Source organism: Sphingobacterium daejeonense (assembly GCF_901472535.1).
GTDB lineage: Bacteria > Bacteroidota > Bacteroidia > Sphingobacteriales > Sphingobacteriaceae > Sphingobacterium > Sphingobacterium daejeonense.
The window spans coordinates 829,436-855,469 of record NZ_LR590470.1; the positions used below are offsets into that span (position 1 = coordinate 829,436).

The following is a 26,034-nucleotide window of genomic DNA, read 5'->3' on the forward strand; positions in this document are numbered from 1 at the left end:
AGGTCAATATATAAGTATTACACATCTAAGGGCACATCCAAGGATTTAAATCATCATATTTAAAGAATGCTCCTGCTAATTTCCCACACCTCCCTGTACGGGAAACTCATTCTGCAGGAGCCATTCACTATTTAGACCTAAATCTTTCTGTTCACTATCCAAACCGATAGCTACTGTTTTCCATTTATCATTCTCAGAATCGGACTTAATATGATTTCGCTTTTGGCAAACGCACGACACTGCTTAAGCCCGACTATTTTCCTCATCCTCAACACATGCAAATAACAAAACAATCACGATGTAAAAAGTAATATCAATCGGCAGGAAAAATGATGTTGGTCACAATGGTGGTTTCATCCAAACGGGGTTGGTTAGCCGTGGCAGGTGTCCCCACCTGCCACATATCACGCCATACCGCCCCAGCGGGGCGGCACTATTATAGAAAATATCATGTTTAGACGGCCACTAACCCTGTAGGGGTGTCACTATAAATTGCAGAAAAACTAACCACGCTGTGAAAAACAAAACACTAGCACGGCGCCTAAATAGTTTCCCGAGCTAAAGCTCGAGAATGACACGTTCTTTTATTTAAATGGGCGATTTTTGGGAAAATGGAGTTGCGGCGAGCCGCAACTCCATTTTCCCAAAAATCGCCCCCTTTCTAGCGACATGCCTGTCATCCTAATCGCAAGATTAGGAAACTGTTTTTTTTATGATTTAAAAACAATAGTGGTCGGTGCATTCACCAACTACGGCGAACCACATCCAACACAACGCCATCAGCTTGTCATGTTTGTTTAACACGCTTAACTTAATGATATTGCCCGATGTGGTTGGTCAGCCGTGGCAGGTGTCCTCGCTATAATAGTTACACCCCTTCTGGGGTTGAACTGCCGTGGCTGGTGTCCCCACCTGCCACATATCTTTACGCCAAACCGCCTCGGAGGGAAGGAACTATTATAAAAAATGAAATATCAACACATTCCTCCCCTCATCGCAAGATAAGTCCCCGTTTTCTATCTCACATCTCATATCTCACATCCCACATCTCACTTAAACACAATCGTCCTATTTCCGTGTAGCATTACCCTATCTTCTGACAATAGCTGAATAGCTTTGCTGAGGACAGCTTTTTCGATTTCGGTACCTGCGTTTCGCATTTTGGTAACGTCATAGCTATGGTCAATGGATTTTGTGTTTTGGACGATGATAGGACCTTCATCGAGGTCGTCGGTTACAAAATGTGCTGTTGCACCGATGATCTTTACGCCGCGGTCGTGCGCTTGTTTGTATGGGTTTGCACCGATAAATGCTGGCAGAAAGGAATGATGGATATTTATTAATTTACCCTTGAATTTAGATACAAAATCAGGGGATAGAATGCGCATGAATTTTGCCAGGATGATATAATCGCTGGGGTAGGAGGAAACAGTATCCGCCAATTCCTGTTCAAATTCTTGCTTGCTCTTGTTTTCATGGCTGATATAATGGAACGGAAGTCCAAATTTTTCTGTGAACTCCTGCAGGTTGTCATAGTTACCAATTACGGCAACGACCTCTGCCTGCATTGTTTTGAAGAAATGACGAACCAATATATCTGCCAAGCAGTGGTGTTCTTTGGTTACTAGAACGACGAGGCGCTTGTTTTGGTCAGGATTGACCATCACCTGGCTATTTGCTGGCAGCCTGGCGGTCAATGCCTGATGTAAAACCTCTTTATTGTACAATTCACCCGCACAAACCACCCGCACAAAGAATTTATTGTTGGTTTCATCAACAAATTCACGCATGGTGACAATATTTAACTCTTGTTCAGCCAAGACATTGGAAATAATTGCGACGAGTCCTACTGCATCCTGACATTGGATGAGTATTAAGGTTTGAGTGTTCATTATAGGTTAGGTTATGTAAAATATGGGGAGAAAAATAATTCCTCCCCAATAGTATTGTTAAACGGCTTCTTGGACCGCTTCCATAGTTTCTTCTTCTGTCGAAGATTCTTCTTTTGTTTTGACCATGTCGTCTTCGGTGTCCAATTCAACACGTAAATTGTTGACGATATGGACCTGACGATCAGGGGTGTTTTTACCCATATAATATTCTAAGAGCTGCGGTAATTTATTGTCTTTCGAAAGAATTACCGGCTCCAATCTGATGTTCTCGCCAATAAACATCCCGAACTCAGAAGGTGAAATCTCACCCAATCCTTTAAATCGGGTAATCTCGGGCTTGCCCCCTAATTTGTTAATCGCGTTGACACGTTCCTCATCCGAATAGCAGTAGATGGTTTCTTTTTTGTTACGGACCCTAAACAAAGGTGTCTGTAGAATAGATACGTGGCCTGCTTTAACTAGGTCAGGGAAAAATTGCAAGAAGAAAGTCATCATCAACAAACGGATGTGCATACCGTCCACATCGGCATCCGTTGCGATTACAATATTATTGTATCTTAATCCTTCGATTCCGTCCTCAATATTCAGGGCATGCTGCAATAGGTTAAACTCCTCATTTTCATATACGATTTTCTTCGTTAATCCGTATGAATTCAAGGGCTTTCCTTTTAAACTAAAAACAGCCTGTGTATAAACATCACGTGATTTGGTGATCGATCCTGATGCAGAGTCACCCTCTGTGATAAATAAGGTAGTTTCTAGGTTACGCTCATGTTTATCGCTGAAATGAACTTTACAGTCCCTTAACTTTCTGTTATGTAGAGATGCTTTTTTAGCTCTTTCATTGGCTAATTTTTTGATACCTGCGATATCTTTGCGCTCACGCTCAGATTGAAGGATACGTTTTTGCAGAGCATCTGCAGTTGCAGGATTCTTGTGCAGGTAATCATCCAATGCTTTCTTCACAAAATCATTGATAAACGTACGTACCGTTGGACCATCTGGACCAATTGTAGGTGAACCAAGTTTTGTTTTGGTTTGGGATTCGAATACAGGTTCCTGCACCTTTATGGCAATTGCTCCAATAATAGAAGCACGAACATCTGAGGCATCAAATTCCTTTTTATAAAATTCACGGATGGTTTTAACGACCGCTTCTCGGAATGCTGCTTGGTGAGTACCTCCTTGAGTGGTGTGCTGACCGTTGACAAATGAATAGTATTCCTCTCCGTATTGCTGACCGTGGGTCATAGCGATTTCAATATCATCACCTTTCAGATGAATGATAGGGTAGCGCATGCCTTCAGTGTCCACATTGCGCTCCAATAAATCCTTAAGCCCATTTTCAGAAATAAATTTCTGACCGTTAAAGTTTATGGTCAACCCAGAATTCAGGAATACATAATTCCAGATCATGTTCTCCACAAACTCTAGTCTGTATTTATAGTTTTTGAAAATGCTGTCATCAGGGTAGAACGTTACGGAAGTTCCATTACGCTGTGTAGTTTCTTTTTGCTCATCAGAAATCAGTTCACCCTTGCTGAACTGAGCAATCCTAGTGACGCTCTGTCTATAAGATTGAACGGAAAATTGGTTAGACAAGGCATTTACCGCCTTTGTACCAACCCCGTTTAGCCCTACTGATTTTTGGAAAGCTTTGCTGTCGTATTTACCACCTGTATTGATTTTGGAAACAACATCAACTACAGAGCCGATTGGAATACCGCGGCCGTAGTCCCTTACGGTAACCTTGTTTTCATTTACGGTAATGTCGATAATCTTTCCGGCTCCCATGACAAACTCATCGATAGAGTTGTCGACCACCTCTTTCAATAATACATATATCCCATCATCATAGGCCGATCCATCCCCTAACTTACCAATATACATCCCTGGTCTCAATCGGATATGTTCTTTCCAATCGAGGGAACGTATGCTATCTTCGTTATATGCTGTCATAAAATTTTCGATATTCTTTGAACCAACGCAAAAATATAAAAAAGATAATCGACTTTTGCACAACACTTTTGAACATTTATATCACAATCCTCACTTAGAAGGTAGCAATACTTTAAACAATCCTTAAAATTTACCAAAAGGAACCCTAATTCCATCATCCTGTTAATTAAACACTTATCCACATTCCCTGTTAATAAAAACCTGAAAAATCAACAATCTAGGGCTTAGCATGCGATAAAAACGTTCATCGGCTTTCAAACCGCCTAATGTCTTATGTCTAATGTCTTATGTCTTATGTCTAAATTGAAGCCATGGTTGGTGTCCCCACCAACCATTTTTAGCACAGCTAGCGCACCATTCGGCTCTGCTCATCCACAGGAGGTTTTCAATTTCTAATGTCTTATGTCTTATGTCTTATGTCTTGTTGTCTCTTCTTCCTACCTTCTTCCTAATTCGTTCCACTCTCCTTCGTCTCTTGTTCGGACTTTGTTCGGACCTCGTTCGGAGCTGCTTCGGAAAACACCCGAACAAGGTCCGAACGAGGTCCGAATGAAAGAGGACTCAGAGTGGAAGGAGAGTGGAAGGAGAGTGGAACAAGAGTCGAGGCAGAACTGAAAAATGGCCAAAAAAAAGAGGCTTAATTATTTTTTAAGCCTCTAATTTTCTATGTTGCTATATTTTTAGATTCCTCTACCGAAATCATCTTGCACTCTTACGATATCTTCTTCATCGGAAGGGTTTGCGGAGTCTGTATGTTGCCAGATTTCGGCTACGACACCGTACGACCCTAAGCCCACTAAACGATGTCTTTCACCCTGAGATAGGCGGATGGAATCTCCTTCTTTCAGGATCTTTAATTCATGTTCTTCGTCTGTAGGACTGGTAACTACGCCAACTTCACCACGGATCACCCTCCAGATTTCTGCGCGGCGGTGATGATATTGCCATGATAAGCGCTTGTTAGGTCCAACGATCAATACTTTTGGACTCAACTTGCCTGATATTTTAAGGTCTTGAACGTCCATTCCTTCGAAGTATGCATTGGCAAATTCTTGTGCCTGATCTTCATTGATAACAAAGAAACCTCCCCAAGGACGGTTTTGGTCTTCACTCTCGATCTTGAAACCCTTCTCGGTTAATTTTGTTGCTATCTCTTGAAATAATTCGCTTTTATCTATATATGTCATGGTTACTATATTTACTTATGTGAAGATAATATAACTTTTGTATTAATACAAGCGTATAAAAAACACAAACGGATGTTTTACCCTATATTTGCAAAATAACTTTATACTCCATGTCACCATCATTCGATACTCAAAACGATATTTTTGCTAAAGCCGTTGCATTTGTGAATCAAACCCAACAACCGATTTTCCTTACCGGAAAGGCGGGAACAGGGAAGACTACTTTCTTGAAGTTTATCCGTGAGAACAGCTACAAGAAAATGGCGATTACTGCCCCTACAGGTGTGGCAGCAATGAATGCCGGCGGAACAACTCTGCATGCCCTGTTTTGGTTGCCTTTTGGTGTATTTATCGAAGATTACCCGCTGACTTGGGAGGATAAAGACCAGTTCATTTACAATAAACACCGTCTCTTCAGTACCATTAAACTCACAAAAAAACAGAAGGGCGATCCTACAGGAATTAGAACTCCTCGTAATCGATGAGGTATCCATGGTAAGAGCCGATACCCTAGATGCTATCGATGTTATCCTCAAGAGCGTAAGGCGTGATATGAGACCATTTGGTGGCGTCCAGGTGTTGTTTATAGGAGATTTGTACCAATTACCACCTGTTGTACAGGATAGAGAGTGGCAAGTCCTTCGGGATTATTATTCAAGCGCGTTCTTTTTTGATGCCAAAGTATTCAAGCAGCAACCACCCGTACTGATAGAATTACAGAAAATATACAGACAGCAGGACAGTACTTTCATCGATATCCTCAACAAAATCAGAAATAATGAAACAGCGAATGAGGACCTCGAAGCCTTGAACGCGCATTACAAGCCTGATTTCGTTGCTCCGGCAGGCGAACAATACATCACATTGACATCCCATAATCGCTTGGCGGATCAAATCAACCAGGAGAAATTGGAAAGCTTGGATACCAAGCTTCACAGAATAAAATCCATCATCAAGGATGATTTCCAAAATGGCTTATTCCCTGCGGAGGATACTTTAAGCCTTCGTGTAGGAGCGCAAGTCATGTTCATCAAGAATGACGTGGGTGAGGAGCGACGATATTTTAATGGAAAAATAGGGACTGTAAAAGATATACAGATTGATAAGCATAAAATAATTGTTTCCTTTCCGAATGGTGAAGAAGATGTGGAGGTAAAGCGGGAGACATGGGAGAATATACGCTACTCTTACAATAAGGGTGACGACAAGATCGAAGAGGAAGTGCTCGGTACCTTTTCTCAATTTCCGCTGCGGTTGGCATGGGCTATTACCATCCATAAGAGCCAGGGATTGACTTTTGACAAGGCCATTATCGATGCAGGGACTTCTTTTGCTGCTGGGCAAGTGTATGTTGCATTGAGTAGGTTGACTGGGTTAGAGGGGTTGGTTTTAAGGTCAAGAGTGCCATCATATGCAATTAGGACTGATTTCCAAGTGGTTAATTTCATGAAGAATATGTCTGCGATCAGTGAACTTGACCCCATTTTGCAGGAGGCTCAGAAGAGATATCTCGGCCAGATCTTGTTGCAGAGTTTCCGATGGAACAATATGTGCGACGAGCTGGAATCTTTGATCGAAGAACAAGAAGGGAAAAAGATTGAAGGTAAGGAAGAGGCAGTTGAATTCTTGAAAGACCTATTGGCAAAATTAAGGGCGCAAGAAGTTGTGGCCAACAAATTTATCACACAACTCTACAAAATGCTGGCGCAAGCTGAGATCGATTACGAAAAGATCTGTGAAAGATCCAATGCTGCCGTAAGCTGGTTTCTACCGACGTTCAGTAAAGAATGCCTTGAGCCGATGGAGAGGCATATTGAGGAATGGAGGGTAAAGAAGAGAACTAAGAAATATATTTCGACACTAAAGAGCATCTTATTGGATTTCAAGAGAAAGCATGAGCAACTCAAGCATAGCCAAACGATTGCTGAGGCTCTCAATAAATCCTCTGATGAACTGACCGAGGAGTTGTTGCAATGGAACAAGCCAAAGGATGACCTTGTGAAGGAGGTCGAAGAAAAGGAAAAAGACACAAAACAGATATCGCTGGATATGTTTATGGACGGATCTGATATTGAAGAGATTGCGAAAAAGAGAGACATGGTTGTAGGAACGATTTATGGCCATCTGATCAATTTTATTGGAACCGATATTGAGGCTACCGATTTGATGGCTGAAGATGAGCTTCATAAGATTGTGGAGATTATCAATAAAAATCCTGAAGCATCAGCTACCGAGATCAGGACTTTGATGGATATGAAAGTTGATTATCCGCAGATCCGGATTGCTCAAAAATACCTGGAGGTTAAGTAATTGTTACGTTCGTTTATTTTAAAAAGTCATTTGTTTATTCAATGTGTTGGATATTTGAATAATTTTTCAAAAAATGACAGTAAAATTATCAGCCTATCCATATTTAATTATCTTTGTTTTTTAACACTTCTGCCACAGATTGAAAGATAACAAACCAAATAAGAAGGTCAACAAGTGGTTGGTTTTTACCTCCATGCCCATTCAGATGGGGGTTACCATCTATGTTTTTTATTGGCTTGGTACCTGGCTTGACGAAAAATATGCAGTAGGAGGGCAGTGGTGGATGAAGGGTTTGACCATGTTAGGCGTAGTGGTTTCGTTATACCATTTTATTAAACAAGTAAATTATATCAATAAAAATGAATAGATACCTGCTTTTGCTTTTGGTTTTAGTTGCAGTTACTGGAGTATGTTTTGGAAGTCATTATGCGGTTTTGAAATACAATGATCAGGATCATTGGTGGATTGGGTCGGGGTTTAGCTTGGAAGGTATGTATACCTTTGGGGCGATCTCTTCCATGGTCATGGTGATCATATTGTTATTGGTAGACTATGCCATGCCACCGCAGGTAGGATTTGCCTTTTTGGTCGGTATGACACTCAAAGCTGTAGCGAGTTATGTCTTTATCCACGATGGTATAAATTTATTGGAAAATGATTTTATCGAACTGAATTTCTTGGTTGTGTTTTTTGTTTATTTAGTGTATGATGCTTTTGCGGCATATTACATTGTAAATCAACAAGAACTGGAGAAGAAAAACTAAATTTTTAAAAAGTTTAAACAATTCTGAATTTATGCCAAATAAAATTGTATTTTTGCGCAAAATTTGTCATAATTCAACATTATTTTAAAATGGTGAGTCTTAAGAAAGTACTTTTATTATTCGCAGTAATTTTGTTTACTGTAAATCCTTTCCGTTCAGTTGCTGAAGAAGCACAATCTCATGGTGAAACTTCTAGTGCTGAGGAAATTAACGCTCATATTCAGCACCACTTAAAGGATGATTATTACTTTAATTTCTTCACAAACTCGAAAACTGGTAAAAGCTTTGGCTTTCCATTACCGGTGATTTTGATTGACGGTGGGTTGAAGGTATTCTCTTCTGCAGAATTCGACCATGGCAATAAAGTAGTTGAAAAAGATGGTAATTATTACAAATTGTACCACAGCAAAATCTACAAGACAGATGCTGCAGGTACGATTACCTATGATGATAAACACCACCCAACCAATGCAAAACCTTGGGATTTCTCAATCACCAAGAATGTTTTGGGATTAATCCTAGCAGCATTGTTGTTGTTTATTGCATTCACTAGTTTGGCAAAAACTTATAAAAACGGTCCTAACGTTGTTCCTAAAGGGTTGGGTCGTGCATTGGAGCCATTGGTTCTTTATGTACGTGATGAAATGGCTGTTCCTAACATCGGACACCGTTACAAAGAATTTATGCCGTACTTGCTTTCGGTATTCTTCTTAATCTTTCTTTTGAACTTATTGGGATTAACTCCACTAGGGTTAAACGTGACAGGTAATATTTCTGTAACACTATGTTTAGCGCTGTTCACATTTGTTATTACAAATTTCAAAGCAAATAAGGATTACTGGAAACACATTTTTTGGATGCCAGGAGTTCCTGTTCCATTCAAATTTGTTCTTGCACCGATTGAAGTGTTAGGTATGTTTACTAAGCCTTTCTCTTTAATGGTTCGTTTATTTGCGAATATTACGGCAGGTCACACTGTTGTTATGGGTCTAATTGCTGTTGTTTATTTATTGCAACATCAGTTGACAGTGGCGGGATCAGTGAGTGTATCTTTACTTCTAACGTTGTTATTGTTCTTCTTGGAGTTATTGGTAGCATTCTTACAAGCGTTTATCTTTACGATGTTGTCTTCGTTGTTTATCGGGATGGCAGTTGAGGAGCACGCACATCATTAATCGAATTTTTTGTTAAATTTTTATAAATAAATTTCATTATGTACAATTTAATTGGAGCAGGTTTGATCGTTATCGGAGCTGGTTTAGGTTTAGGTAAAATCGGTGGTTCTGCAATGGAAGCTATCGCTCGTCAACCAGAGGCAGCATCTAAAATTCAAACAGCGATGATCATCATCGGCGCTTTATTGGAAGGTTTAGCATTCGGTGCTCTTCTATTAGGTAAATAAGCTAAGCTTATACAAAGAAAATTAGGTATAACTTGCAACGGTTGGTTGCAAGTTATATTTAACAGAAAGCAAAAAATTAAACATTTTAAAATATAAATAACGTAAATAAATGGACGCTTTAATTCATGATTTTTCATTCGGGTTATTTTTCTGGCAGTTGATCATCCTTGTGATCGTAATCTTTTTGTTGGGAAAATTTGCTTGGAAACCGATTGTAAATGCTTTAGAAGAACGCGAAAAAGGTATCACAGATGCTTTGGCTTCTGCTGAGAAAGCTAAATTGGAAATGGCGCGTTTGACGAATGAGAACGAAAACTTGTTGAAACAAGCTCGTGAAGAACGTGACGTAATCTTGAAAGAAGCTAAGCAATTGAAGGATAAGATCGTTGCTGAAGCTAAAGAAGTAGCTCAAGCTGAAGGTGGTAAGATTATCGAACAAGCTAAACGTGAAATCGAAGACCAAAAATTAAAAGCTTTAGCCGAAGTGAAGAACCAAGTTTCTACCTTATCTTTAGACATTGCACGTAAAGTATTAACGAAAGAATTCGAAGACCAAGGTAAACAAGAAGCTCTAGTAGCTGACTTGATGAAAGATGTTAAATTAAACTAATCGGTTAAAGAATTAAAAATTAACGTATGTCAGTTTTCAAAGTAGCTTCAAGATATGCAAAGTCATTAATTGACCTTGCGCAAGAGCACCAAAACCTGGATGCTGTAAAGGCAGACATGAGTGATGTGGTAGCTGTAATCAAATCGAATACAGAACTGCAGGCCGTGCTAAATAATCCGATTATCAAAACGGACAAGAAACTTGCAATTTTGAAGGCTTTATTTCAAGATAAAGTTAAGCCAGAGATATTGGAATTCTTCAATATCATGGTGAGAAAGGGCCGTGCTGAATTAGTTTATGCTACAGCCTTAGAGTTTATCCGTGAGTACAACGAAGTTAAAGGTATTGTCAATGCTGAAGTGATTTCAGCAACCCCATTGTCGGAGGCTAACCTTCAAGCTTTAAAACAAGAAATCGCTTCACAAATCAATGCTGAGGTTATCTTGGCCAACAAAGTTGACAAATCCTTAATCGGAGGCTTTGTAGTGAAAGTTGGAGACAAGCAGATCGATGCAAGTATTCAAGGAAAACTTAACAAATTAGAGAGACATTTCGAAAGCCAAGGAGTTTAGTCCTAAGCTTGAGAACAAGATAAAATAGAATCAAAAACCCCTTATACGAATTACAACAATGATAGAGGTAAGACCAGATGAAGTTTCGGCAATTCTAAGAGAGCAATTGTCAGGCTTTAAGTCAGCAGCCGAGTTAGAAGAAGTGGGTACCGTATTGCAAGTAGGTGACGGTATTGCACGTATTTACGGCTTAACAAAAGTTCAATCAGGAGAGTTGGTTGAGTTTGCGAACGGACTACAAGGTATTGTGATGAACTTAGAAGAAGACAACGTAGGTGTTGTACTTTTAGGTGCATCGGATGAAATTAAAGAAGGTGATACTATCAAACGTACTAACCGTATCGCATCTATTAAAGTAGGTGAAGGTATGTTAGGCCGTGTAGTAAATACTTTAGGACAGCCAATCGATGGTAAAGGACCAATCGCTGGTGAAACTTTCGAAATGCCAATCGAGCGCAAAGCTCCTGGAGTAATCTATCGTCAGCCAGTAACTGAGCCTTTACAGACTGGTATCAAAGCAATCGATGCCATGATTCCTATCGGACGTGGTCAGCGTGAGCTTGTAATTGGTGACCGTCAAACTGGTAAAACTGCCGTTTGTATCGACACCATTATCAACCAAAAAGAATTCTATGATGCTGGACAACCAGTATTCTGTATATATGTAGCTATTGGTCAGAAAAACTCTACTGTTGCGAACATCGTTCGTACTCTTGAAGAGAAAGGTGCTATGCCTTACACAGTGATTGTTTCTGCATCAGCTGCAGACCCTGCACCAATGCAGTTCTATGCGCCAATGGCGGGTGCTGCAATCGGTGAGTACTTCCGTGATACAGGCCGTCCTGCATTGATCGTGTATGATGACTTGTCAAAACAAGCGGTTGCTTACCGTGAGGTGTCATTATTGTTGAAACGTCCTCCAGGCCGTGAAGCATATCCAGGAGACGTATTCTATCTTCACTCTCGTTTATTGGAGCGTGCAGCGAAAATCAACAGTTCTGACGAAATCGCTAAAAACATGAATGACCTTCCTGAATCTTTAAAAGATAAAGTTAAAGGTGGCGGTTCATTAACAGCTCTTCCGATCATTGAAACTCAAGCAGGTGACGTATCGGCATATATCCCTACCAACGTAATCTCGATTACTGATGGTCAGATCTTCTTAGAGTCTAACTTGTTCAACGCAGGTATTCGTCCAGCGATCAACGTAGGTATCTCGGTGTCTCGTGTAGGTGGTAATGCTCAGATTAAATCAATGAAGAAAGTTGCTGGTACCTTGAAATTAGATCAAGCACAGTACCGTGAGCTTGAAGCTTTCGCAAAATTCGGTTCTGACCTAGATGCTGCTACAAAAGCAGTATTGGACAAAGGTATCCGTAACGTACAGATCTTGAAACAAGGTCAATATTCTCCAGTTTCTGTTGAAAAACAAGTTGCTATTATCTACGCAGGTACAAAAGGTTTATTACGTAACGTACCAGTTTGATAAAGTAAAAGACTTCGAAGAAGAATACTTAACTCAACTTGAACAACGTCATCCAGAAGTATTGTCAGCATTAAAAGCTGGTAAATTCTCAGATGAATTAACTGATGTATTAGAAAAAGTAGCTAAAGAATTAGCTTCTAAATATTAATTAGATTTGAGATTTGAGATCTGAGATGTGAGACCGGAGGAAGGCTTAATTACTCCATGCTCATATCTCATATCTCACTTCTAAACCAGACATATGGCAAACTTAAAAGAAGTTAGAAATCGTATTACCTCCGTTACCTCTACGCAACAGATTACCAAAGCAATGAAGATGGTTTCTGCAGCGAAGTTGAAACGTGCAACCAATGCTATTATCCAATTGCGTCCTTACGCGACGAAATTGAGAGAGATATTGGCTCAGGTTTCAGCCTCAGTAGAAGGTAATAACTCGCCTTTCACACAAGATCGTATCCCTACAAAGGTGTTGATCATCGTGGTGACCTCCAACAGAGGATTGGCGGGAGCTTTCAATGCTAATGCCATTAAAACTGCAAACAACTTGATTGCAAATAAATACGCTGATCAATTCGCAAGAGGAGATGTAAGTATTATTGCTATCGGAAAAAGAGGTCAGGATTTCTTCAGTAAACGTGAATTCAACGTTATCGGTAATAACAATGAACTTTTCAATAACCTAGATTTTGAAAAATGTTTCCAAGATTACTGAATATGTAATGGATCAATACAAAGAAGGCAACATCGACCGTGTTGAAGTGGTATACAACCAATTCCGTAATGCAGCAGTTCAAATCTTGACGTCAGAGCAAATCTTACCTCTTTTGCCTGACAACAAAGAAGATGACAACGTTGCAGAATTGGACTATATCATCGAACCTTCGAAAGAGAAGATCATCGAAGAGCTTATCCCGAAAGCAATCAAGATTCAGTTATATAAAGCTGTATTGGACTCACATGCTTCAGAGCATGGAGCTCGTATGACAGCGATGGACAAAGCTACAGAAAACGCAGGTGACTTGTTGCGCCAATTGAAATTGTCGTACAACCAAGCACGTCAAGCAGCTATTACAACAGAATTGACAGAGATCGTTTCTGGTGCTGCAGCGCTTTCAAACGGATAATAAAGAATTATAATTTGTATAGGGAAAGCCGTCACATTGTGACGGCTTTTTTTGTGGGTTTTAGATTGTAGGAGGTGATACACCTCTCTAAATTTTAATATTTAACAAAAGTCCTTATAAGACAATTTATCAACAAGTTTAAGTTGAAAATTCCCATTTTGGGAATTTTTATTATCTTTGGATAAAAAAAAATAGTTGAGAGTTATAGCAAAAAAAATATTGCGAGAGTTTTGGGAAAACCACTCAGATTGCGAACAGCAGTTGAAATCGTGGTATCATGAAGCTAACAAAGGAACTTGGAAAAACTTAAATGAATTAAAAGTTGAATATCCAAGTGCAAGTATTTTAGATGACAACAGAGTTTGTTTTAACATAAAAGGTAATAATTATCGATTAATTGTGAAGATTAATTTTAATTATCAAATGATGTGGATTCGGTTTATTGGAACTCATGCCGAATATGACAAAATAGACGGAGACAAAATTTAGTAGGATGAAATTAAAACCAATAAAAACAGAAAAAGATTATTTTCAAGCTTTAGATAGACTTGAATTAATTTTTGATGCAAAACCCGGAACAAAAGAAGGTGATGAATTGGAAATTTTAGGAATTTTATTAGAAAAGTATGAAGATGAACACTTCCTTATCGAACTTCCAGATCCAATCGAAGCTATAAAATTTAGAATGGAACAACTCAACTATTCCCAAAATGATTTAGCGGAAGTAATTGGCTTGAAAAGTAGAGCAAGTGAAATTTTAAATAAAAAGCGAAAATTAACTTTGGATATGATCCGTAAATTATCTGAAAAATTACACATTCCATCAGAAGTATTAATCCAAACATATTAATAATAAGGATGCCAGTAGACCTAATGAGTGGTATGAGTGGTAAACCGCACGCCGTGGTTGGTGTCCCCACCAACCATCTTCAGTAGTGCTAGCTCAAGTCTTGCGACTTAAATTGGCTTATTAACCCTAAATAATAATGCCATTCCATAGCATTATACGTTACTTTTGAGGCGCAAAAGTAACCAAAAACGCTTGCTCATTTAAGGTGGCTTGTCGTACAATCCCCACGCTCATGAACAAAATGCCTTTTTGCCGAGGATGCCGTTCTAACCAATTATCTCTTTGGAGGAGATAATTGCTTGAAAGCATCCAAGGGCAAGGCCGACGCACAAAGGCATCGGCATTTTATCCATCTTGTCGCCACTGAAAATGAGCGGGATTCGGCTTCGGATAAATGTATGCGTCTACGAAAATCAATTGGTTGTTCAGAAAGTAGGTTGGAATCCCCTCGAGTGCCGTGGTTGGTGTCCCCACCAACCATCAATTAATTCTATGCCAGCGGCATGATACGCCGTAGGCGTTATATGTTTTTTAAATGCCAGAGGCATGCCATATCTATAGAAAATGTATAGCAAACAAAAATTAACGCCATAGGCGTGGCATGTTTGTTAAATCCCCTGCTATTTTGTCCCTTTACATAATTTTGGTTTGTTCAGAAGAATGGATAGTTTTTAAAATTAGCATTAATTTATAGTTACACCCCTACAGGGTTGTATGGTTGGTTATACCGTTTTCTATAATAGTTACACCCCTCTGGGGTTGTATAGTTTCGAGCAATATTTTCTATAATAGTTACACCTACAGGGTGGTATGGTTGGTGGAGACACCAACCATGGCGGCCATGGCGGCTATAGATTGTAGTTCGGACACCAACCATGGCGGAACAAATCCATCTTCCATTTGTTCTTATTATCATAATGGCAAGAATACCCTAAACGATTATAGAATTTGTCTATATTTTTGACTATTATCGTATTTTTGTCAAAATATTAGTTTTTTGCACACACTGACAGGCAAAATTTTAAATTTGTGTACTTAAATAGTGGTCAATCGAGCTATTTATGGGTTAAATCCGTTAACCTCAAGTGTAAATGAAATTTTTGTAGGATATGGCAAAGAAGTTATACGTTTCGAATTCAACTGAATCTTCAAGGATGTTTAAGAATGATTTTTTAGAATCATTGACTAAGGTGCATTGGTCTGTGCCGATTATCTTTTGGATTCCGGTAAAGATTTATTTTATTTGGCGAGCCTTGGTCCCAGGAGAGCTTTCAGTAGGAACTGTAGTTATGTATTATTTCTTTGGACTTGCTTTCTGGACACTGGCTGAATACATTCTCCATCGATGGGTATTCCATTATGAACCATCTTCAAAGTTTGGGAAGCGTGTTCACTTTATTTTTCATGGCGTCCATCATGATTTCCCGAAGGATAGATTACGATTAGTGATGCCTCTGTCAGCAAGTATTCCTATGGCAGCTATTATCTATTTTATTTTTAGTTTATTCTTTTCACCGTATACCTTGGCTGCGTTTTTTTCAGGTTTTCTGTTAGGATATTTGATTTATGATGAGTGCCATTATGCCATGCATCATGCTAACTTCAAATCGGGTCTTTTCAAGAAGATCAAGGACCACCATATGTTGCACCATTATTCAGAACCTGATAGAGGCTTTGGAGTCAGCTCAGCGATCTGGGACATGATATTCGACTCTGGATTTACCAAGAAAAAAGGTGCTGCTGTGAATAAAAATGTAGAAAAGGGCGTTAAATCTGAAAACACGATCAAAGAGGAACAATTAAATTAACGACTATAAAAAAAGCGGGTTCAGAATTTCTGAACCCGCTTTTCTTTAAGTATCATTTATTACCAACGTATCAGTGCTGATCCCCAAGTAAATCCAGCGCCAAAAGCAGCAAGACATACCAGGTCACCATCTTTTATTTTTCCTTCTTCCCAAGCTTCACAAAGGGCGATTGGAACTGATGCGGCTGTTGTATTGCCGTATTTTTGGATGTTATTAAAAACTTTATCATCAATTAATCCCAATGTTTTCTGTACAAACTGTGAAATTCTCAGGTTTGCCTGATGTGGAATTAACATATCAATATCTGTAGTTTTAAGGTTGTTTTTATTGAGGGCTTCACCTATTACTTCTGGGAATTTTACCACAGCTTTTTTGAATACTGCCTGACCATCCATGTATGGGAATGCAGAACCATCGTCCAACATTTCTTTGGTCATCAGCATCTCTCCTAATTCGACATCTGGCCATTTGGGCATATTTTCGCCTAGGTAATAGCCTGCTGATGCTCCAGGGAAGTACATGGCCAGCTTTTCAGCTTCTGAGCCATCAGAATGTAGGTGCGTACTCAAGATTCCTTTACCTTCCTCGTTTGTTGGTTGAAGGACTACAGCACCGGCACCATCACCAAAGATAACAGAAACAGCGCGACCACGTGTTGAAAAATCCAACGCAAATGAATGCTTCTCCGAACCTACCACCAAGATGTTTTTATACATTCCAGTTTTGATGAATTGGTCTGCGATTGACAAGGCATAAATAAATCCCGAGCATTGATTTCTGACATCCAATGCACCGACTTCTTTCATGCCCATTTCGCGTTGCAGCAATACCCCACAGCCAGGGAAGTAATAGTCTGGAGATAGGGTTGCAAAGATGACAAAATCAATTTCTTGAGCTGTTGTATTTGCTCTTTCGATTGCTATTTTCGAAGCTTCCACTGCCATGCTAGTCGTTGTTTCTCCGATTCTATTGGCGTATCTGCGTTCTTTTATTCCTGTTCGTTCTTGGATCCATTCATCACTCGTCTCCATAAAACGAGTCAGGTCATTATTGGTATATACGTTCTTGGGGACATAATAGCCCAAACCCGCAATTTTTGATTGAAACATAGGTCTAACTTTAATAAACAATTCAGCTAAAATACTGATTTATTTGAAAAATAAGCTATTTTTGCTCTATGAGCGTTGAAGTTGAACAAGAAACATTTACCCTGGAAGAAATCCTTGCTGTTGCCAAGGAATCTAACAAGTTGATTTTGTGGAATGATGATTTCAATACTTTCGATCATGTCATCGAATGCTTGATCGAATACCTTCAGTATACCGAAATGGAAGCCTCCAGAATCGCTTGGACGGTACATACCAAAGGAAAATGCATAATCCTCGAGGGGTCTCTGACCGAAGTTGAGGTTTACCGCAAAATCCTCAAAGCCGAAGGATTAACTGTCTCCGTAGAGTAAAATAACTCGTAATAATACAGTTACGTTAAGATTACTTAAGCATTTTATCTGCATTTTTGGGAATAAAATCACAAAGAAAGAAACCCGTAATGCTACTTAAGAAAGCCCTAAGCTGTTTAATTTTATTATTCCCACTAATTTTATTTGCACAGAAAGTCAACATCAAAGGCCGTATTTTGGAACAAGACAGTGTATCACCAGCCATTGGAGCTAGTGTCAGTCTTTTGTCCACTGTAAACAACGCCTATATCCGCGGTCAACAAACCGGAAACAATGGTGTTTTTGATATCCAAGAAGTTGACCCCGGTACCTATAACCTACAGGTTACCTACATAGGTTTCAAAACCTATACCCGCAATAATTTTGTTGTCGCTCCTGGTAAGGATATTGACCTTGGTACTATTCCCCTCGCCGAAGAGGGCGAATTGATTTCTGAAGTCGTGGTTCAAGGGAAATTACCCGACCTGCAGATCGGCATTGACAAGAAAACATTCGATGTATCTCAAAGCATGGTCAGTGTCGGAGGATCAGCTCAGGATCTTTTGGGAAATGTTCCGACTTTACAAGTAGAATCAGATGGAAGTATCAGTCTTCGTGGTTCAAGTAGTGTAAGATTTTTGGTAGATGGTAAAGAATCCGCTATGGCAGGGTCTGACATCAATGCATTCCTACAATCACTTCCTGCAGACGCAATTTCTAAAGTTGAAATTATCACTAATCCTTCCTCAAAATATGATGCTGAAGGACAATCAGGAATTATTAATATTATCCTTAAGAAAAATGCTCGTTTAGGTCTTAATGGATCAGTAAATGCATCGGGTGGATCATATGAAAATGCAAACGCAGGGATAACCCTTAATTACCGAGATGGGAAGATGAACTATTTCGGAAACTATAATTTTAGTAGAAGAAATAGTTTGGGCGATGGGTTTTCTGACAATGTAGATTATATCAATGGTGTGATTACTGACTTAAGTCCAAGGACCCTTAGTAATGAAGAGAGCAAAAGATTGGGTTATAACAATACCATCCGTCTAGGTGCTGATTACTACATGAATGAAAAGACCTCATTAAGCCTCACAACAAATTTGAGTTTAAGGGACAATGAGCGCGGTAATGATATTAATTATAGCTACTGGAATGTACCAGGGCTAGGTTCTAGCAGTTTCCGTAATTCCTTACAACATGAAGATGATTTAGGGATTGATGCACAGTTGGATTTCAAGAGGACATTAAAGCGTGAAGGTGAAGAAATCTCAGCCAATGTATCATTTGGTTATGATACTGAGGATGGCGTTAATGATTTTCATCAAACCTTTGCAAATGGAAATGCAGATCTTAAACGTGTGAACAACACTTCCGAATCAGGGAAAAATTGGAACATGCAATTGGATTATGTATTGCCATTAGGGGAGAACCATAAATTTGAAGCTGGATACCGTAGTATCTTAAGATATTCTGATGAAAGCCAATATTCAGAAGAATTGGATTCGTTGACTCAGCAATTTTTGCCTGACTATAGAATTACCAATGATTTTGATATGGCAAGTACAGTTCATGCCCTATATGCAAATTATCAAAGACAATTAACAAAGAAATTAGGAGTTCAGTTGGGTTTAAGGGCTGAACAAGCAAACTTGAATACCAATATTTATTCCCATGATTTAGAAAACCCTTCCATTATTAAGAATGATAAAGGAGAGCTGGATTACTTTAGATTGTACCCGAGTGTGTTCTTGAGTTATTCAGTAGGGGAAGGTCAAGGTGACAAGGTTCAATTGAGCTACTCACGCAGGGTACAACGCCCTAGAGGTTGGCAGGTAAATCCGTTCATTGATGTTTCCGATGTTCAAAACTACCGCCAAGGTAATCCCAACTTGTTGCCGGAAGATATTCACGCAACAGAGTTGAGCTTCTCGAAATTCTACGAAAAATGGAACTTTATATCATCGGTATTTTATCGTCGCGTAAATGACCAAACCCAACCCGTGATTTATGATGAGGATCTAATTTCTGATATCGTAGGTGACAGAACCAACGTTACTTATATGAAATGGGAAAATGCTTCTGACCTAGATGCGATGGGTTTCGAATTGATTACAAAAGTGAATCTTACCAATTGGTGGGATGTTACAGGTAATGCCAATTTATCTCATATTACTTTTCATCCGAAAGATGGCTTGGGATTAGTAGGTCGTGAATCTTTTAACTGGAATGCTAACCTGACCACCAACGTTAAATTTACACCTACATTTTCTGCTCAGGTAAGGGGAGATTATCGGAGTGGAATGAAAACCATGCAAGGGGAAATGAATCCAATGAAAGGTGTGGATGTAGCGCTGAAAAAAGACTTGTTTAAAAATAAAGCCAGTTTAATGTTGAATGTTAGGGATGCTTTCAATACCCGTAAGTTCTCGATGCACAACTATCTTCCAAACAGAGAAACACAATTTTCGCACCGTTGGATGAGAAGAATGATTACGCTTTCATTTACTTATAGATTCGGTCTTCAAAATTTCGGAAGGAAAGATAATGAACAGAATGGTCAGGATATGGAAGATATGGGCGGTCAACAATTTTAATGCTTGGTTTTACAAATAGAATAATTAAATTAGACTTTCACTTAATCAACTTTATACTATGAAAAGAAACTTTATGTATGTATTAGTAGGTGCAATTGGGTTGACTGTTGCTTCGTGTGCAACCAAGAATGCTACTGCAACCAAAGGAGCAGATACTCCTGCCTATGAAGTACTTGATTTGCCTAAAGTATCGCTAAAAGACTTTAAAAAGAACTCCGCTGGAGCCTACGTATTATTTGATGGATCTTCCTTAAATGGCTGGAGAGGTTATGGTAAAGACCATGTACCTAGCAAATGGGGTATTGATAACGGAACTTTAAAATTCTCTAAAGCTCCTGCAGGTGTACAAAACCCAGAAGGCGGGGATTTAATCTTTGCTCATGACTTCAAAAACTTTGAACTGGAGTTTGAATGGAAAATTTCGCAAGGGGGTAACTCAGGGACTTTCTTCTTAGCGAAGGAAATCAAAGGCCAACCGATTTATATTTCAAGTCCAGAGTTTCAATTACTGGACAACGAGAACCATCCTGATGCCAAAATGGGCGTTGATGGCAACCGTAAATCATCTTCATTATACGATATGATTCCTGCGAAACCACAGAATGCATTTCCAGCTGGAGAATGGAACAGAGCAAAAATCGTAGTGAACAAAGGTAAGGTTACACATTACCAAAATGACGAAAAGGTAGTGGAATATGAATTGTGGACTCCAGAATGGACCCAATTGTTGGAAGCTAGTAAATTCAGCAAGGAAAAATGGCCTTTAGCATTTGAATTGTTGAACAACGTAGGTGGTAAATCGAAATCAGGTGTTATCGGATTCCAGGATCATGGCGACGATGTATGGTTGAGAAACATCACTGTAAAAGAATTATAATGTTTAAGTTATTTAAATATTGGAAAGAGAGCCTATTGGGCTCTCTTTTTTGTGTGCTAAGTATTTGTGGTTTTGCACAAGAGAAAAAATGGCACAATATCCTTCAAGAAAACGCTCTTGAAGGGCGGGTGAGTGCCATTAAAGCCGAGGATGGTTATGCACGATTGCCATTATCACTAAAAAATGAAGTTAGAGAGCCAGTCTGGAATTTAGGGCAAGATGCTGCGGGAGTGTATGTAGATTTTAAAACGAATGCATCCAGCATCGTTGTGAAATACAAAGTGAATGGAGGGTTGAATATGCCTCACATGCCATCTACTGGGGTTTCTGGATTGGATTTGTATGCAAAGTCATCAAATAGCAATCAATGGAACTGGATAACGGGGAATTATAGTTTTAAGGATACCATTAGTTATACATTTCAGAACTATGTAACTGAGCCGAACTCGACCTATCGACTTTATCTTCCATTGTACAATTCAGTAGAATGGATGGAATTGGGAATTGGTGAAAACGATCAGCTCGAATTTTTACATCAGAAGACAAGGCCTATTATTGTATATGGGACTTCTATTGCACAGGGTGCTTGCGCAAGTAGACCGGGCTTGGGCTGGACAAATTGGATGGGTAGAAATTTTGATGAAGAAGTTGTTAATCTAGCTTTCTCTGGGAATGGTAGACTAGAACAGCCCATTTTAGACCTAATTAAAAAAGAAGATGCGTCTGTATTTATTTTGGACTGTGTGCCAAATCTTGGCATTACAGCAGAAAGGACCGAAGAAAAGTTGATTGGATTGATTGTAAATGCAGTCAAAACAATCAGGTCAGAACATCCCAATACGCCTATAGTTATTGCAGCACATAGTTCTAGCCAGGTTCCTGGTGTATTAAATAAGAAGAATACCGATGGCTATAACTTGAGCTCTGCAATTGCGGAAAAAACTGTGAAGGAATTGCAGAATAATGGGGATAAGAATCTTTACTGGCTGACTTCGAAAGAAATCGGATTGGATAATAGTTCAACAGTTGATTATGCACATCCAAACGATTTGGGCATGGAGAAAATCGCTGCTGCTTACACGAAATTATTGCAGAAAATAATAAAGTAACAATCATTGCAGCAGGGATTAAAAAATCTGCTGCAATTCTTTAAGATCTTTAATCATATGGTTTATATCCTGGGGTTTTTCAACTTCCAAAGGATTAAAGAATATTGCTTCTAGACCTGCGTTCTGAGCGCCGCGTACATCCGCATCTAAATTGTCACCAATCATAACAGCTTCTTCTTTAATTGCATTCCCATTCTTGAGAGCATGTTCGAAAATCCTACGATCAGGTTTGTTAATTCCTACGATTTCTGAAATAACGATGGTATCGAAATAAGGAGCGAGTTTACTATGTTCCAATTTTTTTTCACAGGCTTCTTTAAAGCCATTTGAAATCAAATGTAAGGTATATCTGTCTTGCAGGTAACCTAGGGTTTCATGGGCATTTGGGAATAGATTAGTTTTGGTAGGGCAGATCTCTAGATATTCCTCTTCAAAAGCAACAGGAAACAGTTCCGGGTTAACACCCAATTGCGTAAATGTATCAGCGAACCTTAGTTTTCTTAAGGTTGGTTTGTCTATTTTACCATGATGGTATAAGTCCCACAGTCTATGATTGTTGATTGTATATGTAGCGATGAAGGTCTCGGAGGTGGGGGAGTTGAAGATATGATCAAAAGAATATCTGAAATACAATTCATGCAAAGTTTCTTCAGCATTCCTGTCAAAATCCCATATGGTATGGTCTAAATCGAAAAATATATGCTTTTTATCTTGGAACATGTGCAAATATAAGGTCTAATGTTTCCTTAATCAACAAGGATTCTAAGTTTACTGTCATAAAGTTGGGCTTACTTCCTAATAAGGACGTATTTAAGTACATTTGCGCAGGAAACATAGTGTATGAAGAAAGCTTTATTTCTATTTTATTTTCTTATATTTTATGCAATTACACAATTGCTATGGTGGGGTTATATTCTTGTAAAATTTGAACCTGACCGCAAAGGTATGATTATAGGGGAAGGTCTTATTTTCATGCTGATTTTTGTTTGGGGGGCTTTAAAGCTTAAAAAGCAAGTAAAAAGAGAGCATGAAATTAACCAGCAACAACAAAACTTTCTGTTGGCGATTACCCATGAATTGAAATCTCCATTGGCATCTGTGAAGTTGTATATCCAAACCATTTTGAAAAGGGACCTAGATAGGGAACAGCAAAAGGTTTTTTTGGCGAATTCACTAAAGGATATTGAGCGCTTGGATGATTTGGTTGAAAACGTATTGTTAACGACGAAATTGGAGAATAGAGCTTATCAATTGCCGAAGGAGGCTTTTAATATGACGGTTTTGGTTGAAGAGATTATTGACCGTCTTCAGAAAAATGCTTGCAAATCGCAGATTATAAAATATGATTTGGAGCCCAATATTGAACTCAAAGCGGATAAATTTGCGATCACCAACGTCATCACGAACTTGGTTGAGAACGCTGTCAAATATTCACCTCCCTGTGCCACTGTCTTTGTGAAGTTGCAGCAACAGGCTGGAAACCTTCTTTTTTCTGTGACAGACCATGGAGAAGGAATACCTGATGAAGAAAAAAAACTTATATTTAATAAGTTTTATCGAGTAGGCAGTGAAGCAACCCGTAAAACCAAAGGGACTGGTTTGGGGTTATATATTGTTAAAACAGTGTTACAAAAACACAATGCCACCATTCGGGTGAAAAACAACAACCCAACGGGTAGCATTTTTGAAGTTATTTTTGAAAATTATGCAAACTAAACAACGTATACTATTAGTTGAAGACGAAGAGCATCTTTTGGAAGCTATCAAATTAAACTTGGAGCTTGAAGGATACCGTGTTACTACCGCGACAGATGGTAAGAAAGCATTAAAAATATTTAAGGAAGAGCGTTTCAATCTGATTATCCTAGATGTGATGATCCCAGAAATCGATGGCTTTCAAGTAGCAGAAACGATCAGGCTTCAGAATTCTGAAGTCCCTATTATGTTTTTGACTGCCAAAAACAGCTCTGAAGACCGTATTACGGGTTTGAAAAAAGGTGCTGATGATTATTTGGTTAAACCATTCAACCTTGAAGAGCTGATCTTACGTGTTAGCAATTTGATCCGCAGAGGAATGAAAGGTGAGGATTTGAAAGAACTGAATTCCTATACCATTGGGGATAAGACCATTTATTTCAATTCATTTGAACTGCATCATGCTGATGGTACCATTACTTCTTTGACCAAAAAAGAAACGATGTTGTTAAAGTTATTGATTGAGCGCAGAAATGAAGCAGTATCTCGTGAACAAATCCTAGAGACGGTTTGGAATTACGATGTGTATCCTTCAACACGTACCATTGATAATTTTATCCTGACTTTCAGGAAATATTTTGAACCTGATCAAAAACATCCAATTTATTTCCATTCCATCCGTGGGGTAGGATATAAGTTTACTGATAATTCGAACTAAACTTACAGATGACTAATCAAGCTCGAAAAATAGTAATCGCAATTGCGATTGCATTTCTATTGTATGCTATCTACGCTAAGCATTACAATATTGCTGTCTATATTTTCGGCGGTATTACCTACCTAGTTTGGAGTTATCTGAAAGAAGGTACGGTTTATTTAGCGACACAAGCTTTCCATAAGCAAGATTACGAGAAAACGAAGAAACTTTTGGCGGAGATCAAGAACCCTGATAAACTAAGAAAGGGAAGGCGTAACTTCTATGAATTTATGATGGGTAATATCGCTTTGAAGGAGGATAGGATTGAGGAGGCTGAATATCATTTTCAATTAGCTTCAAGATTGCCATGGCGCAAGGACAATGAAAAAGGTATGGTTTTGATCAACCTTGCCAATATCAACCTGAGGAAACACGATTATGAACGTGTGCAAGCCTATTTAGATGTTGCGACCAAACTTCGGTTGACAGCGCGGCAGCAATCAATTATTGAGAAAATACAAAACGAAGTAAATAAGCATAAATAGTGGACAAAAATTTAAAAAACGATCTATTGATTCGTGCTGCGTTATCGCAGCCTACGGAGAGACCTCCAGTGTGGATGATGCGTCAAGCAGGAAGATTCATGAAAGAATATTGGGAAATCAAGAACAAATATTCCTTTCTAGAGATGTGCAAAACTCCTGAGATTGCTGCAGATGTTACCATGCTGCCAATAGACCTCTTGGGTGTTGATGCAGCTATTCTATTTTCGGATATCCTTGTTACGGCGGAAGCGATGGGTGGAGACCTATCTTTCGAGCAAGGTGTTGGGCCAAGATTTTCCAATCCGATCAGGACAGCAAAAGATGCTGAATACTTAAATGTAGATTGTTTGGACAAATTGCAATATGTAGGTGATGCTATCCGTGTGATCCAAAATCGTCTAGATGGATTCGTTCCTTTGATTGGATTCGCAGGTGCCCCTTTCACCATTTTGAGCTATTTAGTAGAAGGTGGTTCTTCAAAAGACTTCAAATTGACGAAGACTTTTATGAACAATCAGCCCGAATTGGCACACAGCATTTTACAAAAAATTGCAGATGTGACGGTAGACTATCTGAACATGCAAATTGAGGCTGGAGTGAATGCTTTACAATTATTCGATAGTTGGGCACTGGCTCTATCATGGAATGATTATCAGGAATTCTCCCATAAATACAATAAATACATCATATCTAAACTGAATAGAAAAGATGTCCCAATCATTTCATTCAGTAAAGGAAGTTCTGTGTTTGCTCCGATTATGGCAGATGCAAATCCAGATGTAGTATCCGTGGATTGGAATGCAGACCTATTGAACATCAAAAAAGCCTTACCTCATAATATGGCAGTTCAAGGAAACTTAGATCCATTTGTATTATATGCAGATAAGCCTGTTATCAAGAAAAAGATTTTAGAATTATTCGAGCGTATGCGTGGTGAGAATGGCTTTATCTTTAACCTTGGCCATGGTATTATGCCGGATATGCCTTTTGACAACGTTAAGTACGCTATTGACGTTATCAAAGAATTTAGATATTAATATTATAAACATAGAAAAGGAGCCTCCACATTGTGAAGGCTCCTTTTCTATGATATCATTACGTTAGCA

At 38.9% G+C, this 26,034-nt stretch carries 24 protein-coding genes and 2 pseudogenes; 21 read left to right on the forward strand and 5 right to left on the reverse strand.

Going from position 1 to position 26,034, the window contains the following annotated elements; all coding sequences use genetic code 11:
- Window positions 1–1,049: 1,049 nt before the first annotated feature.
- From purU to FGL31_RS03945, 3 genes are all read right to left on the reverse strand, one after another.
- Window positions 1,050–1,892 (reverse strand): formyltetrahydrofolate deformylase, encoded by an 843-nt coding sequence (purU, locus tag FGL31_RS03935; RefSeq protein ID WP_138089766.1) that lies wholly within the window; start codon window positions 1,890–1,892, stop codon window positions 1,050–1,052.
- Between the two features lie 57 nt (window positions 1,893–1,949).
- A complete protein-coding gene (locus tag FGL31_RS03940; protein WP_099369511.1) occupies window positions 1,950–3,851 on the reverse strand; it encodes a DNA topoisomerase IV subunit B in 1,902 nt (633 codons plus the stop codon).
- A 680-nt stretch (window positions 3,852–4,531) separates the two neighbouring features.
- Window positions 4,532–5,038, reverse strand: coding sequence for a cupin domain-containing protein (locus FGL31_RS03945; RefSeq protein WP_099369512.1), 507 nt, complete (start codon window positions 5,036–5,038; stop codon window positions 4,532–4,534).
- A 110-nt stretch (window positions 5,039–5,148) separates the two neighbouring features.
- On the opposite strand from FGL31_RS03945, the gene FGL31_RS27470 reads away from it, so the two are divergent.
- From FGL31_RS27470 to FGL31_RS04005, 13 genes and pseudogenes are all read left to right on the forward strand, one after another.
- Window positions 5,149–5,523 (forward strand): DEAD/DEAH box helicase family protein, encoded by a 375-nt coding sequence (locus tag FGL31_RS27470; RefSeq protein WP_197734086.1) that lies wholly within the window; start codon window positions 5,149–5,151, stop codon window positions 5,521–5,523.
- Window positions 5,489–7,348: a helix-turn-helix domain-containing protein gene (locus FGL31_RS27475; RefSeq protein ID WP_262709226.1), complete on the forward strand. Its 1,860-nt coding sequence runs from the start codon at window positions 5,489–5,491 to the stop codon at window positions 7,346–7,348. Before FGL31_RS27470 ends, FGL31_RS27475 begins: the two co-directional genes overlap by 35 nt.
- A gap of 139 nt (window positions 7,349–7,487) precedes the next feature.
- Window positions 7,488–7,715: an AtpZ/AtpI family protein gene (locus tag FGL31_RS03955; RefSeq protein WP_232046251.1), complete on the forward strand. Its 228-nt coding sequence runs from the start codon at window positions 7,488–7,490 to the stop codon at window positions 7,713–7,715.
- Window positions 7,708–8,112 carry a hypothetical protein gene (locus FGL31_RS03960; RefSeq protein WP_099369514.1) on the forward strand — a complete coding sequence of 135 codons (405 nt, stop codon included), beginning with the start codon at window positions 7,708–7,710 and terminating at the stop codon, window positions 8,110–8,112. Before FGL31_RS03955 ends, FGL31_RS03960 begins: the two co-directional genes overlap by 8 nt.
- An 89-nt stretch (window positions 8,113–8,201) precedes the next feature.
- Window positions 8,202–9,287, forward strand: coding sequence for a F0F1 ATP synthase subunit A (gene atpB, locus FGL31_RS03965; protein ID WP_099369515.1), 1,086 nt, complete (start codon window positions 8,202–8,204; stop codon window positions 9,285–9,287).
- A 38-nt stretch (window positions 9,288–9,325) separates the two neighbouring features.
- Window positions 9,326–9,514 carry an ATP synthase F0 subunit C gene (atpE, locus tag FGL31_RS03970; RefSeq protein ID WP_021188666.1) on the forward strand — a complete coding sequence of 63 codons (189 nt, stop codon included), beginning with the start codon at window positions 9,326–9,328 and terminating at the stop codon, window positions 9,512–9,514.
- 109 nt (window positions 9,515–9,623) lie between these two features.
- Window positions 9,624–10,124 carry a F0F1 ATP synthase subunit B gene (locus tag FGL31_RS03975; protein WP_099369516.1) on the forward strand — a complete coding sequence of 167 codons (501 nt, stop codon included), beginning with the start codon at window positions 9,624–9,626 and terminating at the stop codon, window positions 10,122–10,124.
- A 26-nt stretch (window positions 10,125–10,150) separates the two neighbouring features.
- A complete protein-coding gene (gene atpH / locus FGL31_RS03980; RefSeq protein ID WP_099369517.1) occupies window positions 10,151–10,696 on the forward strand; it encodes an ATP synthase F1 subunit delta in 546 nt (181 codons plus the stop codon).
- A 58-nt stretch (window positions 10,697–10,754) separates the two neighbouring features.
- Window positions 10,755–12,330 (forward strand): annotated as a pseudogene (gene atpA / locus FGL31_RS03985) (F0F1 ATP synthase subunit alpha).
- A gap of 93 nt (window positions 12,331–12,423) precedes the next feature.
- Window positions 12,424–13,306: pseudogene (gene atpG, locus FGL31_RS03990) on the forward strand (ATP synthase F1 subunit gamma).
- A 195-nt stretch (window positions 13,307–13,501) separates the two neighbouring features.
- Complete coding sequence (locus FGL31_RS03995) at window positions 13,502–13,795, forward strand: type II toxin-antitoxin system HigB family toxin (protein ID WP_099369520.1); 294 nt, start codon at window positions 13,502–13,504, stop codon at window positions 13,793–13,795.
- A 4-nt stretch (window positions 13,796–13,799) separates the two neighbouring features.
- Entirely contained in the window at window positions 13,800–14,156 is a 357-nt protein-coding gene (locus FGL31_RS04000; RefSeq protein ID WP_099369521.1) for a helix-turn-helix domain-containing protein, read from the forward strand.
- A 1,109-nt stretch (window positions 14,157–15,265) separates the two neighbouring features.
- Window positions 15,266–15,964: a sterol desaturase family protein gene (locus FGL31_RS04005; protein WP_232046252.1), complete on the forward strand. Its 699-nt coding sequence runs from the start codon at window positions 15,266–15,268 to the stop codon at window positions 15,962–15,964.
- A gap of 59 nt (window positions 15,965–16,023) precedes the next feature.
- On the opposite strand, the gene FGL31_RS04010 is transcribed toward FGL31_RS04005, so the two are convergent.
- The gene (locus FGL31_RS04010) at window positions 16,024–17,073 is read right to left on the reverse strand and encodes a 3-oxoacyl-ACP synthase III family protein (protein WP_138089767.1); all 1,050 of its coding nucleotides are present in this window, start codon (window positions 17,071–17,073) and stop codon (window positions 16,024–16,026) included.
- A gap of 68 nt (window positions 17,074–17,141) precedes the next feature.
- On the opposite strand from FGL31_RS04010, the gene FGL31_RS04015 reads away from it, so the two are divergent.
- From FGL31_RS04015 to FGL31_RS04030, 4 genes are all read left to right on the forward strand, one after another.
- Window positions 17,142–17,423 (forward strand): ATP-dependent Clp protease adaptor ClpS, encoded by a 282-nt coding sequence (locus FGL31_RS04015; RefSeq protein ID WP_099369524.1) that lies wholly within the window; start codon window positions 17,142–17,144, stop codon window positions 17,421–17,423.
- Between the two features lie 89 nt (window positions 17,424–17,512).
- Complete coding sequence (locus FGL31_RS04020) at window positions 17,513–20,005, forward strand: TonB-dependent receptor (RefSeq protein WP_138089768.1); 2,493 nt, start codon at window positions 17,513–17,515, stop codon at window positions 20,003–20,005.
- 58 nt (window positions 20,006–20,063) lie between these two features.
- On the forward strand, window positions 20,064–20,882 hold the full coding sequence (locus FGL31_RS04025) for a 3-keto-disaccharide hydrolase (protein WP_099369526.1): 819 nt from the start codon (window positions 20,064–20,066) through the stop codon (window positions 20,880–20,882).
- The gene (locus FGL31_RS04030; RefSeq protein ID WP_171017538.1) at window positions 20,882–21,991 is read left to right on the forward strand and encodes an SGNH/GDSL hydrolase family protein; all 1,110 of its coding nucleotides are present in this window, start codon (window positions 20,882–20,884) and stop codon (window positions 21,989–21,991) included. The genes FGL31_RS04025 and FGL31_RS04030 overlap by 1 nt, the downstream gene beginning before the upstream one ends.
- An 18-nt stretch (window positions 21,992–22,009) precedes the next feature.
- On the opposite strand, the gene FGL31_RS04035 is transcribed toward FGL31_RS04030, so the two are convergent.
- The gene (locus FGL31_RS04035; RefSeq protein WP_138089770.1) at window positions 22,010–22,711 is read right to left on the reverse strand and encodes a YjjG family noncanonical pyrimidine nucleotidase; all 702 of its coding nucleotides are present in this window, start codon (window positions 22,709–22,711) and stop codon (window positions 22,010–22,012) included.
- A gap of 120 nt (window positions 22,712–22,831) precedes the next feature.
- Between FGL31_RS04035 and FGL31_RS04040 the strand changes: the two genes are divergently transcribed.
- From FGL31_RS04040 to hemE, 4 genes are read left to right on the forward strand one after another with little or no spacing between them, the layout of a single operon-like run.
- Entirely contained in the window at window positions 22,832–23,707 is an 876-nt protein-coding gene (locus FGL31_RS04040; protein ID WP_099369529.1) for a sensor histidine kinase, read from the forward strand.
- Window positions 23,697–24,404 carry a response regulator transcription factor gene (locus FGL31_RS04045; RefSeq protein WP_099369530.1) on the forward strand — a complete coding sequence of 236 codons (708 nt, stop codon included), beginning with the start codon at window positions 23,697–23,699 and terminating at the stop codon, window positions 24,402–24,404. Before FGL31_RS04040 ends, FGL31_RS04045 begins: the two co-directional genes overlap by 11 nt.
- A gap of 8 nt (window positions 24,405–24,412) precedes the next feature.
- Window positions 24,413–24,928, forward strand: coding sequence for a hypothetical protein (locus FGL31_RS04050; RefSeq protein ID WP_099369531.1), 516 nt, complete (start codon window positions 24,413–24,415; stop codon window positions 24,926–24,928).
- Window positions 24,928–25,965: a uroporphyrinogen decarboxylase gene (hemE, locus tag FGL31_RS04055; RefSeq protein ID WP_138089771.1), complete on the forward strand. Its 1,038-nt coding sequence runs from the start codon at window positions 24,928–24,930 to the stop codon at window positions 25,963–25,965. The genes FGL31_RS04050 and hemE overlap by 1 nt, the downstream gene beginning before the upstream one ends.
- Window positions 25,966–26,034: the final 69 nt, after the last annotated feature.